Source organism: Bradyrhizobium sp. 613_E4_N2_2, assembly GCF_052075995.1.
Taxonomy (GTDB): domain Bacteria; phylum Pseudomonadota; class Alphaproteobacteria; order Rhizobiales; family Xanthobacteraceae; genus Bradyrhizobium; species Bradyrhizobium barranii.
Map to the genome: position 1 here is coordinate 1,878,698 of NZ_CP197234.1, position 16,100 is coordinate 1,894,797.

At 64.7% G+C, this 16,100-nt stretch carries 10 protein-coding genes; 2 read left to right on the top strand and 8 right to left on the bottom strand.

Going from position 1 to position 16,100, the window contains the following annotated elements; all coding sequences use genetic code 11:
- Position 1 precedes the first annotated feature (1 nt).
- Genes glgB through AB7290_RS08920 form a run of 3 tightly spaced genes read right to left on the bottom strand, consistent with a single transcriptional unit; the run spans position 2 to position 7,389 of the window.
- Positions 2-2,149, bottom strand: a complete 2,148-nt coding sequence (gene glgB / locus AB7290_RS08910) for a 1,4-alpha-glucan branching protein GlgB (protein ID WP_085405231.1) — start codon at positions 2,147-2,149, stop codon at positions 2-4.
- Complete coding sequence (gene treS, locus AB7290_RS08915) at positions 2,142-5,432, bottom strand: maltose alpha-D-glucosyltransferase (protein ID WP_085405230.1); 3,291 nt, start codon at positions 5,430-5,432, stop codon at positions 2,142-2,144. Before treS ends, glgB begins: the two co-directional genes overlap by 8 nt.
- A 10-nt stretch (positions 5,433-5,442) precedes the next feature.
- On the bottom strand, positions 5,443-7,389 hold the full coding sequence (locus tag AB7290_RS08920) for a maltotransferase domain-containing protein (RefSeq protein WP_085405229.1): 1,947 nt from the start codon (positions 7,387-7,389) through the stop codon (positions 5,443-5,445).
- Positions 7,390-7,593: 204 nt separating this feature from the next.
- Here AB7290_RS08920 and malQ point away from each other — a divergent pair, with 204 nt between their 5' ends.
- Positions 7,594-9,555: a 4-alpha-glucanotransferase gene (gene malQ / locus AB7290_RS08925; RefSeq protein ID WP_135214832.1), complete on the top strand. Its 1,962-nt coding sequence runs from the start codon at positions 7,594-7,596 to the stop codon at positions 9,553-9,555.
- Positions 9,556-9,585: 30 nt separating this feature from the next.
- Entirely contained in the window at positions 9,586-11,388 is a 1,803-nt protein-coding gene (locus AB7290_RS08930; protein WP_135214831.1) for a glycoside hydrolase family 15 protein, read from the top strand.
- 56 nt (positions 11,389-11,444) lie between these two features.
- Here AB7290_RS08930 and AB7290_RS08935 read toward each other — a convergent pair whose 3' ends face one another.
- From AB7290_RS08935 to gnd, 5 genes are read right to left on the bottom strand one after another with little or no spacing between them, the layout of a single operon-like run.
- Entirely contained in the window at positions 11,445-12,257 is an 813-nt protein-coding gene (locus AB7290_RS08935; RefSeq protein WP_085405226.1) for a Cof-type HAD-IIB family hydrolase, read from the bottom strand.
- Between the two features lie 25 nt (positions 12,258-12,282).
- Positions 12,283-12,813: a gluconokinase gene (locus AB7290_RS08940; RefSeq protein ID WP_014492792.1), complete on the bottom strand. Its 531-nt coding sequence runs from the start codon at positions 12,811-12,813 to the stop codon at positions 12,283-12,285.
- Positions 12,800-13,549, bottom strand: coding sequence for a 6-phosphogluconolactonase (gene pgl / locus AB7290_RS08945; protein ID WP_085405225.1), 750 nt, complete (start codon positions 13,547-13,549; stop codon positions 12,800-12,802). The genes AB7290_RS08940 and pgl overlap by 14 nt, the downstream gene beginning before the upstream one ends.
- Complete coding sequence (gene zwf / locus AB7290_RS08950) at positions 13,549-15,060, bottom strand: glucose-6-phosphate dehydrogenase (RefSeq protein ID WP_441253373.1); 1,512 nt, start codon at positions 15,058-15,060, stop codon at positions 13,549-13,551. The genes pgl and zwf overlap by 1 nt, the downstream gene beginning before the upstream one ends.
- Positions 15,061-15,100: 40 nt before the next feature.
- Positions 15,101-16,099, bottom strand: coding sequence for a phosphogluconate dehydrogenase (NAD(+)-dependent, decarboxylating) (gnd, locus tag AB7290_RS08955; RefSeq protein WP_085405223.1), 999 nt, complete (start codon positions 16,097-16,099; stop codon positions 15,101-15,103).
- Position 16,100: the final 1 nt, after the last annotated feature.

Below are 16,100 nucleotides of genomic sequence, written 5' to 3' on the forward strand. Positions count from 1 at the left end.
GTCAGCTTTCCGGAACGAGGAAGATCGCGGCGAGCGGCGGAACGGTGAGGCGAAGCTCGGGCGCCTTGCCGCCAGCGGCATGAACCTCGCCGATGTTTCCGACATCGGTGCCGCCGTAATGGGCGGAGTCCGAATTGAACACCTCTTTCCACTTGCCGGCAAAGGGCACGGGGACGCGATAGTTGCGATAGACGTTGGGTGAGAAGTTGATGATCACGAGACACCGTGCGTGCTCGTCGAATCCCTTGCGCAGCCAGGCGAACACGTTGCGGTTGGCGTCATCCGTGATCAGCCATTCGAATCCGCCCTGTTCGCAATCCATCTGGTGCAGCGCCGGCACCGCGCGATAGAGCCGGTTGAGGTCGCGTATCAGCGCCTGGATGCCGGAATGATACTTGTATTCGAGCAGGTGCCAGTCGAGCGACTGGTCGTGATTCCATTCGCGGCTTTGCGCGATCTCCGCGCCCATGAACAGCAGCTTCTTGCCGGGATGGCCGAACATGAAGCTGTAATAGGCGCGCAAATTCGCAAAGCGCTGCCATTCGTCGCCGGGCATGCGGCCGAGGATCGAACGTTTGCCGTGCACGACCTCGTCATGTGACAGCGGCAGGATGAAGTTCTCCGAGAAAGCGTAGTGCAGGCCGAACAGGATATCGCCGTGATGATGCTTGCGGTGGATCGGATCCTTGCTGATGTAGTTCAGCGTGTCGTGCATCCAGCCCATGTTCCACTTGTAGCCGAAGCCGAGCCCGCCGAATTCGACCGGGCGCGAGACCTGCGGCCACGCGGTGGATTCCTCGGCCGCCGTGGTCGCCTGCGGGAAGCGCGCGAACAATTCGGTGTTGAAGCGGCGCAGGAAAGCGATCGCCTCGATGTTCTCGCGGCCGCCATACTGGTTCGGAATCCAGGCGCCCGGCGGGCGGCTGTAGTCGAGATAGAGCATGGAGGCGACCGCATCGACGCGCAGGCCGTCGATCGCGTAACGCTCGAGCCAGAACAGCGCGTTCGACACCAGGAAGTTCGTCACTTCGGTGCGGCCGTAATTGTAGATCAGCGTGCCCCAGTCGAGGTGGCGGCCCTGGAGCGGATTGGCATGCTCGTAGAGCGAGGTGCCGTCAAAGCTGCCGAGCCCGTGCGGATCGTCAGGGAAATGGCCGGGCACCCAGTCGAGCAGCACGCCGACGCCCTCGCGATGGCAGGCATCGACCAGCGCGGCGAAATCCTCAGGCCCGCCGAAGCGGCTGGTTGGCGCATAGAGGCCGGTCGGCTGATAGCCCCAGGAGCCGTCGAACGGATGCTCGCTGACGGGCAGGAATTCGAGATGGGTAAAGCCCATGTCGCGGGCATAGGCCGGCAGCTGCTCGGCCAGTTCGCGATAGGTGAGCCATTCGTCGCCGTTCTTGCGGCGCCAGGAGCCGAGATGGACCTCGTAGATCGACATCGGCGCCGAGAGCGCGTTGATGCCATCCGGCGCCGGGCGTGGGCGCGCGAGATGTGCCTCGTCGAACACGATGGAAGCCGTCTTCGGCCGCACCTCGCTCGCAAAGGCCATGGGATCGGACTTCAGCGGCAACTGGTGGCCGTGCGGCCCGATGATATCGAACTTGTAGTGGTCGCCGCCCTTGGCGTGCGGGATGAACAATTCCCAATAACCGGCACCGCGGACCCGCATCGGATGGCGCCGCGCGTCCCAGAAATTGAAATCGCCGACCACGGACACGCGCCGCGCATTCGGCGCCAGCACGACGAAGCCGATGCCGTCGATGCCTTCGAGCCGCATCGGATGCGCGCCGAGCTTGTCGTAGAGGCGCTGATGGGTGCCTTCGCCGAGCAGATAGAGATCGAAATCGGTCAGGATCGGCGGGAAGCGATAGGCGTCCTCGAACTCGACGATGTTGTCGCCGAACCTGGCGCGGAGCTGATAGCGCTTCGAGCCGTTCGGCAAGGCGCCGATGAACAGGCCCGAAGCGTGGACGCGATCGAGCTTCGCCACCTCGCCATGTTCGCCCACCGCCTCGACATTGGTGGCCTCGGGGAGGAACGCGCGCACCACGCTCGTGCCGCCCTCGGGATGCAACCCGAGATAATGGAAGGGGTCGGGGTGGCGGCCCTCGATGATCGCGTAGGCCTCGGCTGGCAGTTTAGGCATGGGCTTCGCTCTCATTGGACAGAATGCGAAGCAGTCCGGTCAGCGGCGCGCGGAGCCCCTCAGGCCGGTGGGACAGCTCGTACTCTACTTCGTCGAAGGCTTGATCAAGCAGGAAAAACCTTAACAGGCCTTCCGCGGATTGCCGATCTTCCGGCCACAGCCGGCGATCGGTCATGGCTTCGCGGTAAGCGCTAAGGAATGTCGCGGCGGCGCGTTCGCGCCATTCGCCGAGTGCGGTCGCGAGCCGGTCCTGCTCGTCGGATGCGCCCGTCAGCGCGCGGCTAAGCGCTGTGTTAACCGAAAGCTCGATCGAGCGGATCAGGCCGGCGACGTCGCGTGCGGCCGGTGCCTTGCGCCGCTTGTCGGCCAGCGCGAGATGCGGATTGCCGTCGAAGTCGATGATGAAGATATCGTCCTTCACGATCAGAATTTGCCCGAGGCGGAAGTCGCCATGATGACGGATGTTCAACCCGCCGATGCCGGATGGCAAGAGGGCGTCGAGGTGGTCGGGCAGGGTCGCACGCACCGCGACGAGCTGATCGATCAGCGGCCGGTCGGATTCCCGCAGGCCGTCGCGGCTGTCGGCGAGCCGTTCAAAAACCCGCTCGGCCCGTGCCTTGAGGTCGGAGGCCCAGCGTTCGACCTGTGCGGGGCCGATCGGCTCCGGCGCGAGATTGTCGGGCCTTGCGGCGGCGAGAGCCACGTGCAGCTCGGCGAGCCGCCGGCCGATCTGCGCCATGAAGTGCAGATAAGGCGCCTGCTCCTGGGTCTCTCGGGGCGCTTCGCTCATCGGCGCCAACCGCTGCTCGTCGATATAGCGGTCGAGATAACCCGTGGTGACGGCCCAGCCGTCGCCCTGGTTCTCGACATAGGCGTGCAGCACGCCGACCGCGCTGCTTCTGTCGCCTTCGACCAGCTCGACGCTGCCGAGCAGCGCCGGCGTATTGGCAAAGTGCGCGACGTCGGTGAGGTAGGAGCCGATCTCGATCTCGGGATTGATGCCGCCTTCGAGCTGGCGATAGATCTTGGCGACGTACTGGTTGTCGACCAGCGCCGTGCTGTTCGACTGCTCGATGGCGCGGATGCGTTCGGGCTCCTTGATGATGTAATCTGCGAACCGGCTGGTCGCCTTGAACTCCAGACGCAGATTGTTCTCTTCCACCACCAGGTTCTGCGACAGATTGCGCAGGAACAGGCCGATGAAGATCTGCTCGGTCGCGACGTCGAGCAACGTACCTTCGCGCGCGCCCTGACGCACGGCGGCGAGCGCCTTCGGGTTGAAGCGTTCGCGGTCGAAGCGCACCCATTCGATCTGCATCGGCAGCACGTAGCGCGCCGTGGCATCCTGTTGCGGGGTTTCGAAGACCGCGATCCAGGGCCTGTTGTCGCCGATGTCGCAGAACGGCACCGCCGAGGTCAGCGTCGGCTTGATCTGCTTGGGATCTTGCTCGGGATACCAGCGCGTGCGCGACAGGAAGCCTGGCAGCACCTCGTGCTCGAACACGCCGCGCTCGCGCGCCAGCGACACCCAGGTCGAATTGACCGGCACCACCAGCGTCTCGAATTCAGGCACCGCGCGCGGCGTCACCGGCTCGGACTTGTTGCGCTCGGTGAGCTGGAACCAGTAGAAGCCGTAAGGCCCCAGCGTGATCATGTAGGGCACCTCGCCGATCGGCGGAAAACGCGTGCGTCCGAGCATCTCCTGCGGAATGCGGTCCTTCCACGGCGACAGATCGAGCTCGGTCGCCTGGGCTGCGCGCGAGAGGTTGGCGACGCACAGAATCACCTCGTCGTTGTACTGCCGGACATAGGCCAGCACGGCGCGGTTGGCCGGGCGGATGAAGGTCATGGTGCCGCGGCCGAAGGCGAGGGTCGATTTGCGCACCGAGATCAGGCGCTTGGTGGCGCTGAGAAGCGAGGACAGGCTGCGCGACTGCGCCTCCACGTTGACCGACTCGTAGCCGTAGACGGGGTCCATGATCAGCGGCGCATAGAGGCGGGCCGGATCGCAGCGGGAGAAGCCGCCATTGCGATCCGGGCTCCACTGCATCGGCGTGCGTACGCCGTTGCGGTCGCCGAGATAGATGTTGTCGCCCATGCCGATCTCGTCGCCGTAATAGATGATCGGCGTGCCGGGAAAGGACAGCAGCAGCGAGTTCATCAGCTCGATCTTGCGGCGGTCATTGTCCATCAGCGGCGCCAGCCGCCGGCGGATGCCGACATTGATGCGGGCGCGGGGATCGTTGGCGTAGGTGGTCCAGAGATAGTCGCGCTCGACGTCGGTGACCATCTCCAGCGTCAGCTCGTCGTGGTTGCGCAGGAACAGCGCCCATTGGCAGCTTGCGGGAATGTCCGGCGTCTGGCGCAAGATGTCGGTGATCGGAAAGCGGTCTTCCTGCGCGATCGCCATGTAGATGCGCGGCATCAGCGGGAAGTGGTAGGCCATGTGGCACTCGTCGCCGCGGCCGAAATATTCCTGCACGTCCTCCGGCCATTGATTGGCCTCGGCCAGCAGCAGCTTGCCCTTGGAGTAGGAGTCCAGTTCCTGGCGCAGGCGCTTGATGATCGCATGCGTCTCGGGGAGGTTCTCGTTGTTGGTGCCGTCGCGTTCGCAGAGATAGGGGATGGCGTCGAGGCGGAATCCGTCGACGCCGGCATCCAGCCAGCGCTTCATCACCTGGATCAGGGCGCTGACCACGCGCGGATTGTCGAAATTGAGGTCCGGCTGGTGCGAGAAGAAGCGGTGCCAGTAGAACGCCCCGGCCTCGTGGTCCCAGGTCCAGTTCGACTTCTCGGTGTCGGTGAAGATGATCCGCGTGCCCTGGTATTTCTGGTCGGTGTCGCTCCAGACATACCAGTTGCGGGCGCTCGAGCCCGGATGGCTGCGGCGCGCGCGCTTGAACCATTTGTGCTGGTCGGAGGTGTGATTGACGACGAGCTCGGTGATGACGCGCAGGCCGCGCTTCTGCGCTTCCTGGATGAAGCGCTTGAAGTCCTTCATCGTCCCGAAATCGGGATTGACCGAGCCGTAGTCGGCGATGTCGTAGCCGTCGTCGCGCCCGGGCGATGGATAGAACGGCAGCAGCCACAGCGCGGTGACGCCGAGCTCCTGGAGATAGGGCAGCTTCTCGGTCAGTCCGGCGAAATCGCCGATGCCGTCATGGTTGCTGTCGGCAAACGCCTTGACGTGGAGCTGGTAGATGATTGCGTCCTTGTACCAGAGTTCATCCACGATCTCGGCTGCCTCGGCTTTTTGGGTGTCGACGGAAGACAAAACATTCATGGCGTGATCCTTACGCCAGGCAGCGGAACAGCAGCGCCGGGTCGCGGTCGGGATCGATATATAATCTGATCCCGCCCCATTCGATGCGGGACAGTTCGCCTGTGATGAGATTTTCGAGTGCGGTGACGTGGCGGCGTGCGCCGCCGGCGTCGATGGTGAGGTCGCCCAGCGGCAACCAGACTTCGCGGACATGGCCCGAGAGGGCGATGACCGCGACGACGGTGTTGGCTGGATCGGCCGCCTCCTTGGCAAAGGCGATCGTCTCGCCGTCCTCGACGCCGAGGAAGCGCAGATTCTCCGTTTGCTGAAGCGCGGCGTTATCGTTGCGGATGCGATTGAGCGCGGCGATGTAGGTCTTGATGTTGCCGGGCCGGTCCCAGTCGCGCGGCTTGATCTGGTATTTCTCGGAATCGAGATATTCTTCGCGGCCGGGAATCGCGTCATGCTCCAGCAGCTCGAACCCGCTGTAGATGCCGTAACTGCCGGACAGCGTCGCGGCCAGCGCGACCCGCGACTTGAACGCCCAGGGCTCGCCGCCCTGGAGATGATAGGGCAGCAGGTCGGGCGTGCTCACGAACAGATTCGCCCGATAGAAATCGCGCTCGGGATAGCGGGTCAGCTCGCCCAGATATTGCTCCAGCTCCCACTTCGCCGTGCGCCAGGGGAAATAGCTGAAGGACTGTGCAAAGCCGAGCTTGGCGAGGCCCTGCATCAGCTTCGGTCGTGCAAAGGTCTTGGAGAACAGGATCACCTCGGGATGGCGGCGGCGGATGTCGCTGATCAGCCACTCCCAGAACGGAAGCGGCGCGGTGTCGTGATTGTCGATGGCGAAGATGGTGACGCCGTGGTCGATCCAGAACAGCATGGCATCGCGAAACGCGTTCCACAGCCCGGCCCTGTCGACGGAGGCGAAATCGGGGATGACGATGTCCGAATAGGGATCATCCGCCGTCCGCACCGAGCGGTCCGGCCGCCATTTGAACCATTCCGGATGCTGCGTCAGCCAGGGATGGTCCGGCGAGCATTGCACGGCGAAGTCGAGCGCGAGCTCGAGGCCGTATTCGAGACAGGTCGCGACCAGCGCGCGGAAATCCTCGATCGTGCCGAGCTCGGGATGCAGTGCATCGTGCCCGCCCTCGGCCGTGCCGATCGCATAGGGCGAGCCGGGATCGCCTTCGGTCGCCACCGGCGCATTGTTGCGGCCCTTGCGGCGGGTGCGGCCAATGGGGTGGATGGGCGTGAAGTAGAGCACGTCAAAGCCCATCGCGGCGATGTCGGGCACGCGCGCGATGCAGTCACGCAGCGTGCCATGCCGGCCGGGACTCTGGCCCTGGCTGCGCGGCATCATCTGATACCAGGCGCCGAAGCGCGCTCTGTCGCGGTCGACGATCAGCGGGAAGTTCTGCGAGCGGGTCAGGTCGGGCCGCGACTGGCTCTCAGCCATGGCCGCGCCGAGATCGGCTGCCAGCAGCGAGCCGACATCGCCGGTCTGAAGATAGTCCTCGCATTGCTTCACGATGACCGCCGCGGCGTCCTGCCGGGCGCCATGTGCCTTGGTCAGCAGGCCGGCGCCCTCGATCGCATCGAGGTTGACGTCCGCGCCGGCGCGCCGCTTGCGCTCAACCCCGTGCGACCAGGTGGCGAACTCGTCGGTCCATGCCTCGATCGCATAGACATATTGGCCGGGCTCAACGGGGGTGAACGCGCCGGACCAGCGGTCATTGCCGTGATGGATCATCGGCTCGCTCCGCCATTCCCGGTCCTGCTCTCCTCGCCAGATCAGCGCGGCACCGATCACCGCGTCGCCGTCGCGATAGATGTCCGCCCAGACGTCGACCCGTTCACCCGCAATACGCTTCACGGCGAAACGGCCGCCGTCGATCGAGGGATAGATATCTTCGATGAGGAAAGCACCGCCGGCTGCGGCACTCTCGACAGTTTGAATTGTCTTGTTCACGGTGATGCCATTGACAAGAAAGCAGGAGCCCGTTTCCCTTGTCGGGAACCTACGCTTGATACCAATATAGAAAGCCGCTTGTGTGTCATTGGTTCCCTTGGGAACGGCAGGCACGGTCTGCGAGTTAGCCCTGACTAACCTCTTCCACGACCTCGTTAAATTCCCTGCCCCCGGCCGGATGACGGCCTGCAAGCTGCGTGCCGAATGGATCTTTTAGCTCAAGCCCGGATCAAGGGCGTTCAGTCCGAATTCGTCGATGCCCTCGGAAAGCTGCGGGTCACCGATCCCGTGGCCCTCAAATCCATCCTCGAGGCCCTGCCGGAGAAGCGGGTTTACCGCTTCGTCGGCGGGCCCGTGGTGGTGCGCGCCCTGGGACATCCGCGCACCGAATTGAGGACAATCGGCGCGCCGCCGCTGCAATGGACATTGCGCGCAAACGGCAATGTGATCGCGCAAGGCGAGACCCACGAGCCCGTGATCGCCTGGCCCGCCGGCCTGCCGCTCGGTTATCACCGGTTGACGCTGACCGACGCCAAGGGTGTTGCGGAAGAGGTGCCGATGATCGTGGCGCCCGAACGCGCCTTCGGCGGCGATTTCGCCCGTGGCTGGCTGCTTGCCGTGCAGCTCTACAGCGTCCGCTCGGACCGCAATTGGGGCATTGGCGATTTCACCGACCTCGCCGATCTCGTCCGGCTCGCCAGGCAGCTCGGCGCCGATGGCGTCGGGCTCAATCCGCTGCATGTCCTGTTCGACAACCACCCCGCCGATTGCAGCCCTTATTCGCCGAACAGCCGGCTGTTTCTCAACCCGCTCTATATCGACGTCGAGGCGATCCCGGAATTTTCCGCCGACCTCGTCCCCGACGCGGCTGCGACCGCCGCGCGGCTGCGCGAAGGCGATCGCGTGCCCTATGCGGACATGGCGGCGCTGAAATGGCTCGGCCTGCGCGCCGCCTACAACAGTTTCGTGACGAGCGCGAGCGAGGCGCGCCGCAAGGAATTCGACGCCTTCTGCGCGGACCGTGCGCCGCTGTTGTCCCGCTTTGCCTGCTTCGAGGTGCTGCGGCATCGCTTCTCCGGGCCTTGGTGGGAGTGGCCGCAAGAGTGGCAGCAGCCGGATGAAGCCAAATGCGCCGAGCTCCGCAACGGCCCCGACAAGCGCGAGGTCGAGTTCGTCGAATTCGTGCAATGGACGGCCGATAGCCAATTGCATGCCGCCAAGGAATTGGCCGGCCAGCTCGGCATGCGCGTCGGGCTCTATCTCGACGTCGCCGTCGGCGTGCAGTCCAACGGCTTCGACGCCTGGAACGAGCAGATGGCGATTTCGCGCCATCTCGCCGTCGGCGCGCCGCCCGACGTGCTCAACACCGTCGGACAGGATTGGGGCCTTGCCGGCTTCAATGCCGGTGGTCTGGAGGCGCAATCCTTCGTGCCGTTCGCCGACATGCTGGCCGCCTCGATGCGCCATGCCGGCGCGATCCGGCTCGATCACGTGCTGGGGTTGAAGCGGCTGTATCTGGTGCCGCGCGGCTTCAAGCCGGACAACGGCGCCTATGTTCAGATGCCGTTCGAGGCGCTGCTCGGCGCCGTGGTGCGCGAGAGCGCGGCGCACAAATGCATCGTGATCGGCGAGGACCTCGGCACCGTGCCGGAAGGTTTCCGCGAGACCATGCAGGATTTCGGCATCTGGTCCTACCTCGTCATGATGTTCGAGCGCGACGATGCCGGCCGTTTCCGCAATGCCGACCATTACCGGCCCAACGCGCTGGTCACGCTGAACACGCATGATCTGTGCACCTATGCCGGCTGGCGCTCCTTCAGCGATCTCAAGATGAAGCGCTCGCTCGGGCTCGACCCCGGCGAGAACGACCAGGCGCGCTGGGATGCGCTCGGCAGGCTCGACGAGATCCTGCGCCAGAACGGCATCAACGCCAACGATCTCTATTCGGTGCTCGCCTTCCTGTCGCGGACGCCGTCGCGTCTTCTGGCGGTGTCGCTGGAGGATCTGCTCGGCGTGATTGACCAGCCCAACATTCCCGGTACGATCGATGAGCATCCGAACTGGCGCCAGCGCCTGCCGGTGGCGCTCGACAAGATCGCCGCCAAGGTCGATGTTACGGCCTTGAAGGCGGCGACGCGGGAACGCTCGTTGACCGGCGGGAGTTGAAACGGCGGATTTTCCGGGGCTCGTGACACATTGGCTCAGAGGATCGAGGACTATGCGCTGATCGGCGATTGCGAGACCGCAGCGCTGGTCGGGCGCGACGGCTCGATCGACTGGCTGTGCTGGCCGGCCTTCGATTCCGATGCCTGCTTTGCCGCGATCCTCGGCACGCACAAGAACGGCCGCTGGCTGATCGCGCCGGGCGAAGACATCACCGGTATCTCGCGCCGCTACCTCGGCAACACGCTCATCCTCGAAACGCGTTTCGAGACCAGGAGCGGCGCCGTTGCGCTGATCGACTTCATGCCGCCGCGCGGCAAGGCCTCCGACATCGTGCGGCTGGTCCGCGGCCTCACGGGCACGGTGAAGATGCGGATGGAGCTTGTCATCCGCTTCGGCTTCGGCGTCGACATTCCCTGGGTGCGACGCATCGACCATTCGCTGCTGGCGATCGCCGGCCAGGACATGACGGTGCTGCGCACCCCGGTGGAGACCCGCGGCGAGGATCTGACCACGGTCTCCGACTTCGATGTGAAGGCGGGTGAGACGGTGCCGTTCGTGCTGACCTACGGCCCCTCGCATCTCGATCCGCCCGCGCCGATCGATCCGGAGATCGCCTTCCGGGAGACCGAGAAATTCTGGAACGAATGGTGCAGCCGCTGCACCCGCGACGGCGAATATCACGATCTGATCGTACGCTCGCTGATCACGCTGAAGGCGCTGACCTTCGCCCCCACCGGCGGCATCGTCGCGGCGCCCACCACCTCGTTGCCGGAAAAGCTCGGCGGCGCCAGGAACTGGGATTACCGCTTCTGCTGGCTGCGCGATGCGACCTTCACGCTGCTGGCGCTGATGAACTCGGGTTACACCGAGGAAGCATTGGCCTGGCACAATTGGCTGCTGCGCGCGGCGGCAGGCTCGCCGGCGGACATGCAGATCATGTACGGCATCTGGGGCCAGCGGCGTCTGCTGGAATGGGAAGCGGGCTGGCTCGACGGTTATGAGGGCGCCCAACCGGTGCGCGTCGGCAACGCCGCGCATGCGCAGCTCCAGCTCGACGTCTACGGCGAACTGATCGACGCCTTCCACCAGTCGCGCATGGCGAAGCTGAAGCTCGACGACGAGACGACCTGGGCGCTGGAATGCGTCGTGCTCAACCATCTCGCCGAGGTCTGGGACCATCCCGACAACGGCATCTGGGAGCTGCGTGGACAGCCGAAGCACTACGTGTTCTCCAAGGTCATGACCTGGGTCGCCTTCGACCGCGGCATCAAGAGCGCCGAGACCTTTGGCTTCAAGGCGCCGCTGCTGCATTGGCGTGCCCTGCGCGAAGCCATTCATCGCGATGTCTGCAACAAGGGATTTGACGCGGAGGAGAATGCCTTCGTCGACTTCTATGGTTCAAAGCTGCTCGATGCCAGCGTGCTGCTGCTGCCGGCCGTCGGCTTCCTGCCGCCATCGGACCCGCGCATTCGGGGCACCATCGCCGCCGTCGAGAAACACATGATGCGCGACGGTTTTGTGCTGCGCCACGACCCCCGCGAAGTGTCCGAGGAGACGCAGCCGATCGAGGGCGCGTTCCTGGCGTGCAGCCTGTGGCTGGCCGACGCGCATGTGCTGGCGGGCGATCTCGACAAGGCGCAAGCCTTGCTCGACCGCGTGGTCGGCATCGCGAACGACGTCGGCCTCTTGGCCGAAGAATATGATTCAGGCGCCCAACGCCAGACCGGCAATTTCCCGCAGGCCTTGACCCACATCGCGCTGATCAACACCGCGCACAATCTCTCGGCCGCGAGGCAGGAGAGCGAGAAGCCGGCGGTTCAGCGGTCGAAGTAAGGGGGGAGGGAACGCACCTCCGTCGCGGCGTCAGTCGAGTCTCATCTCATCAGATCTCAGCCCACCCCGTTCCGCTTCAAAACCACCTCCATCGCCTCCGCAAAGCCGTCCTGCTCATTGGTCGCGGTGACGTGGGTGGCCTGGTCCTTGACGCTGTCGGTGGCATTGCCCATGGCGATCGAGGTGCCGCTGACGCGGAACATCGCAAGGTCGTTCTGCATGTCACCAATGGTGGCGACCGCGTCGGTGGAAATCCCAAGGCGCTTGGCCATGGCTTGCACGAAGGTGCCCTTGTCGAAGCCGGGCGGGGTGATGTCGAGATAATAGGTCTGCGAGCGCACCGCGGTGGCCGCGCTGCCCAGCGCTTCCTGCATCGCCTTCTCGCAGCGCTCAAGGCCGGCGGCATCGGCGCTGGCACCGACGATCTTGCAGGCGCTTGCAAGGTACGGCGAGAAATCCGTCACGATGGTGGGATCAGAACGGATCGTGTGCTGCTCGTGCGCGACGTATTTACCATCAGGGTTGTCGATCAGCCATTTGTCGGTGGTGAAGAGCCAGATGTCGGCGCCGAACTCCCGGAGGATCTGCAAGGACCGTTCGGCGGCGCTCGCCGGGATCAGGTGCTGCTCGACCGCATGCATCTCGGGATCGACGATCGAGGAGCCGTTGAACGGGCCGATCGGCAGCCAGAGCGCCAGCGGCTCGACCAGGAACCGCATGCCGATCGCGGGGCGGCTGGAGGTGATGGTGAAGCCGATCCCGGCCTTGTGCAGCCGCTGCACCGCGGACTGCGCGCGCTCCGTCAGCGTCTTGTCCTTGGTCAGCAGCGTGCCGTCGACGTCGGAGACGACCAGTGAGATTTTCGTCATGGCAGGACCTCAGGGTTTGTCGGCCTCAGCGTTTCGCCCCGCTCAGCTTTAATTGCCGGACCACGCCGTCAACGATCGCCTCGACGGATTCATCGATCGAGACGGTGACGACGTGCTCGCCAGCCTCGGGCGGCTCCAGCGTCGTGAATTGGCTCGTCAGCAGTTCGGGCGGCATGAAATGGCCCTTGCGTTGCGCGAGGCGGGCGGCGATCAGCTCCCTGGTGCCCCTCAGGAAGACGAAGCGGACGTCGTCGCGTCCGCGCAGCAGCACGTCGCGATAGGTGTGCTTCAGCGCCGAGCAGGCGATGATCACGTGCTCGCCTTTATCGCAAACCCGCGCAATCTCGTCGGCGATGGCGTTGAGCCAGGGCCAGCGGTCCTCGTCGGTGAGGGGGTGGCCGGCTCGCATCTTCTCGACATTGCTGGCTGGGTGAAAGCTGTCGCCGTCCTCGAAACGCCAGCCGAGCCGCTGCCCGAGCGCCTCCGCAACCGTACTCTTGCCTGAACCCGACACGCCCATCACGATCAACGCACAAGGTGCTTCAACGCCCGCCACGAATTCCCTCCGGAAGCGCGGCCTGGTCGACCAGCCAGACGGTCTCACCATTCGAGCGCGCGCGTACAGCCGGCAGAGTCTCGCCATTGAGCAGGCGCGTCAAGATCGGCTGCTTGTCGTGCCCGGCAATCTCGAACAGCATTTCGCGGCAGGAGGCCAAGGCGGGCAGGGTCAGCGAGACCCGTGGCACGAACGGCGCGACATTGGCCTTGGGGACGCCGACCACCCAGCGTGTGGTCTCCTCGATCGCGGGGTAGCCGGGGAAGAGCGAGGCGGTGTGGCCGTCCGGGCCCGCGCCCATCAGGACCATGTCGAACAGCGGCCGTGCCGGATCGAGGCTTTTGGCGCCGTAGAAGGACTGAAGCTCGCGCGCATAGGCCTCGGCACCCGCTTCGGGGCTTTCAGCCGTGGTGGGGATCGGGTGAATATGCCCGGACGGCGCATTGCGGTCGAGAAAGGTCGCGCGCGCGACTGCCATGTTGTTGAGGGGATCGCTCGAAGGCACGAAACGCTCGTCGCCGATGAACCAGTGCACGCGGTCCCACGGGATCTTGCCGCGATACGCGTCGCTGCCGAGCAATTGATAGAGCTTTTTCGGGCTGGAGCCGCCGGTGAGGCAGATCGCGATCCGCCCGGGATTGGCTGATATCCGCGCCATCACCCGTTCGGCTGCGGCCTGCGCCAGCGCCTCGGCGTCGGCCTCGACGATCAGCTTCGGCTGGTCGGCCGCTTCCATCACGTAAACTTCCGCCAGCTTCGCCCGTCGCGCCGGAGCAACTCATCGGCGCAGGCGGGGCCGTCGCTGCCGGCGGAGTAGGTCTCGATGCCGTTGGTGCCTTCACTTTTCCAGGCGTCCAGGAACGGCTGCACCGCCTGCCATCCGGCCTCGATGCCGTCGGCGCGCTGGAACAGGATGTTGTCGCCGATCATGCAGTCGTAGATCAGAGTCTCGTAGCCGGTCGAGGGATCGGCGCGGAAATAGTCGCCGTACTTGAACTTCATCTCGACGCCGTCGATGGTGATGCTCGGCCCCGGGATCTTGGCGTTGAACTGCAGCTCGATGGTTTCGGTCGGCGCGATGCCGATGGTGAGGAAGTTCTGCGACAGGCGGTCGACATCCGTGCCTGAGAACATCGACAGCGGCGCCTGCTTGAACTTGATCGCCACTTCCGTGCGCTTGTGGCCGAGCGCCTTGCCGGTGCGCAGATAGAACGGCACGCTGGCCCAGCGCCAATTGTCGATCATCAGCTTCAGCGCGACGAACGTCTCGGTGGTGCTGCCGGGCTTGACGTCCTCGGTCTTGCGATAGTCCGTGATCTCGTCGTCGCCGATGCGGCCGGCGAGATATTGCGCGCGCACCGAATTCTTCAGCGCCTCTTCCCGGGTCGGCTCCTGGATCGACGTCAGCACGTCGGCCTTTTCGGAGCGCACGGAATGCGCATCGAACCGCGCCGGCGGCTCCATCGCGACCAGCGACATCAGCTGGAACAGATGGTTCGGCACCATGTCGCGCAGTGCGCCGGTGGCATCGTAGAAGCCGCCGCGATGGCCGACGCCGAGCTTCTCCTCCACGGTGATCTGGATGTGGTCGATATGGTTGCGATTCCAGATCGGCTCGAACATGCCGTTGGCAAAGCGCAGCACCAGGATGTTCTGCACCGTCTCCTTGCCGAGATAATGATCGATCCGGTAGATCTGGTGCTCGTCCATGATCTTCAAGAGCTCGGCATTCAGCGCCTTGGCTGACGCGAGATCGGTGCCGAACGGCTTTTCGATTACGAGCCGACGCCAGGCGCCGTTCTCCTTCATCATGCCGGTGCGGCCGAGCTCGCGCGCAGTCGGCGCGAACGCGGCGGGCGGCGTTGCCAGATAGAACAGTCGGTTACCGCCGGTGTCCTGCGCGCATTCCAGCGAATCCAGATGCGCGCGCAAGCGGTCGAAGGACGGGGGATCCTTCGGATCGGCCTCGACGAAGGTCACGCATTCCAGCAGCTTCCGGGCGATGTCGTCGTCCACGGGACGGGTTGCGAACTGGCGCAGCCCCTTCAACAGGCTGTCGCGCAGCTCGTCATCCGACTGGCGGTTGCGGGCCACACCGACGACGCAGAACTTCTCCGGCAACAGGTGCTCGGCGGCCAGATTGTACAGCGACGGCATCACCAGCCGATGGGTGAGGTCACCGGTCGCGCCAAAGATGACGAAGGCGCAATTTTCGGGCTTGCGCTTGGCCTGCGGGTCTTTTGTCACGAATGATCGGCCTTCGCTCTGTTACTTGTTACTTCGGCTCTTATTTGGGTTTCGAAGCGCCCGGCTGCTTCGGCTCCTTGTGGCCGCCGAAACCCGCGCGCATTGCGGAGAGAATTTTTTCGGCGAAGGTGTGTTCCTTGCGGGAACGGAAACGTGTGTAGAGGGCCGCGGTCAAGACTTCGGCCGGCACGGCCTCGTCGATCGCCGCATTCACGGTCCAGCGGCCTTCGCCGGAATCCTCGACGAAGCCGGAATATTCCGCAAGCGCAGGGCTGTCGGCGAGCGCCGTCGAGGTGAGGTCGAGCAGCCAGGACGGGATCACGCTGCCGCGCCGCCACACCTCCGCGATATCGGCAAGGTCGAAATCGTAGCGATGATCCGCCGGCAAGGCCTCGATGTTGGCATTCTTGAGAATGTCGAAACCTTCGGCATAGGCCTGCATCAGGCCGTATTCGATGCCGTTGTGGATCATCTTGACGAAATGGCCGGCGCCCACGGGACCTGCATGGATGTAGCCCTGCTCGATGCGGGGATCGCGCCCCTCACGTCCCTCCGTGCGCGGAATGTCGCCGGCGCCGGGCGCAAGCGCCGCGAAGATCGGATCGAGCCGGTCGACCACCTGCTTCTCGCCGCCGATCATCATGCAATAGCCGCGGTCGAGCCCCCAGACGCCGCCTGAGGTGCCGACATCGACATAATGGATGCCGCGCTCCTTCAGCGCCTTGCCGCGGCGGACGTCGTCCTGCCAGAACGTGTTGCCGCCGTCGATGATGACGTCGCCGGCCTGCATCACGGCTGCAATCGTGTCGATCGTCGTCTCGGTGATGTGGCCGGCCGGCAGCATCACCCAGGCCGCGCGCGGCCGCTCCAGCTTGGCGACAAACTCTTCCAGCGTCGCCGAGCCCTGTGCGCCGTCTGCGGCGAGACCCGCGACGGCCTTGGTGTCCTTGTCGTAGACCACGGTCGTATGACCGTGGCGCATCAGGCGGCGAACGATGTTGCCGCCCATCCGGCCGAGGCCGATCATGCCGAGTTGCATC